Annotated in this window: 2 protein-coding genes; both read right to left on the bottom strand. The window is 61.8% G+C overall.

Annotation, left to right across the window (positions count from 1 at the left end; translation table 11 throughout):
• Window positions 1-561: integrase catalytic domain-containing protein (locus Acor_RS00065; protein WP_218034033.1), on the bottom strand; the 561-nt coding region annotated here is incomplete at its 3' end.
• A gap of 101 nt (window positions 562-662) precedes the next feature.
• Complete coding sequence (locus Acor_RS42945) at window positions 663-1,070, bottom strand: transposase (RefSeq protein ID WP_218034032.1); 408 nt, start codon at window positions 1,068-1,070, stop codon at window positions 663-665.
• Window positions 1,071-1,157 lie beyond the last annotated feature (87 nt).

The raw sequence follows: 1,157 nt of genomic DNA, 5'->3' as shown, positions 1-1,157 counted from the left end.
CCGGGAATGAGTTTTGATGATCCCGAGGTCCGACAGAAGCTCCGCGACGGAGATCGACGTCATTGCAGGGCCACGGTCGGAGTGCAGGTGCCTGGGCGCGATACCGCCGTTCGCACGGATGCAGTTCTCGATGAACTTTTCGGCAAGCTCGCCGGTTTCCCGCAAATGGATCTCCCAGTGCACGGCGTACCGTGAAAAGATATCGATCATCACATACAGATCGTAGTACTCACCGCGGTTCGGACCGTGGAGTTTCGTGATGTCCCAGGTCCATACGTCATTGGGTGCCCTGGCTTCCAGGTGCGGTTTCTTGAGCGGCTCGTGCCGGGCCTGAGCGCGCCGTTCACGTACCTGGCGGCGCTTGCGCAGCTCCCGGTACATCGTCGACGCCGACGCCAGGTAGACGCCTCGGTCGAGCAGTGCCGCCCACGCCTGGCGGACCGACTTATCGCGGAACTCCTCACTGTTGAGCACCGCGATCAGTTCGTCGCATTCCTCTTTGGAAAGCGCGTTGGGCGGGGTCGGACGAGCCGCCTTCGGCTGTTCTACCCTTGGCGTCATCCTCCGATAGTGAGTGGACCGGTTGATTCCGGCAATCCGGCATGACGCCTGAATACCGACTTGCGGCTCGAGTTGCTCGCGGGTCTCTTCGCGAATCTCGGCTACGAGTTCTCCGAGTCCGCGCTCTCGGACATCATCTCCAAGAGCGCGTGCCATTTTCCCACGATCTCCAAGGCGGCCTCGGTCTGCGCGAGCTTCTTCTTCAACCGGGCGTTCTCCCGCTCAAGCCTGGCCCTTTCGGTCTTCTCCCGCGCCCGCTGCTTCGCGTGCTCATCATCCATCGCGGTCTTCTGACGGGAAAGGTTCTGCAACGCCCCCTCATCCCGCTGCCTACGCCACAATTGAACGCTTGAGTCATACAACCCCTCGCGCCGGAGAATGGCGCCCTTCTCGCCCGCCGGCGCCGAGTCGTACTCCTCCACGATCCGCAACTTGTACTCCGCGGTGAAGTGCCGGCGCTTCGGTCGATCAGCCCGGGGCCCGCCGGCCTCCAGGTCGTGCTTCGTCATCGTCACAGTCTGATACACCAAGTCTCGCCCTACTCATGCCACACTGGGAACTCCATCACCATATGTCCCAGTTGAGCTTGACACAGA

This window comes from Acrocarpospora corrugata (genome assembly GCF_009687845.1).
Lineage (GTDB): Bacteria > Actinomycetota > Actinomycetes > Streptosporangiales > Streptosporangiaceae > Acrocarpospora > Acrocarpospora corrugata.
This window is presented reverse-complemented; position numbering and strand designations above follow the sequence as displayed.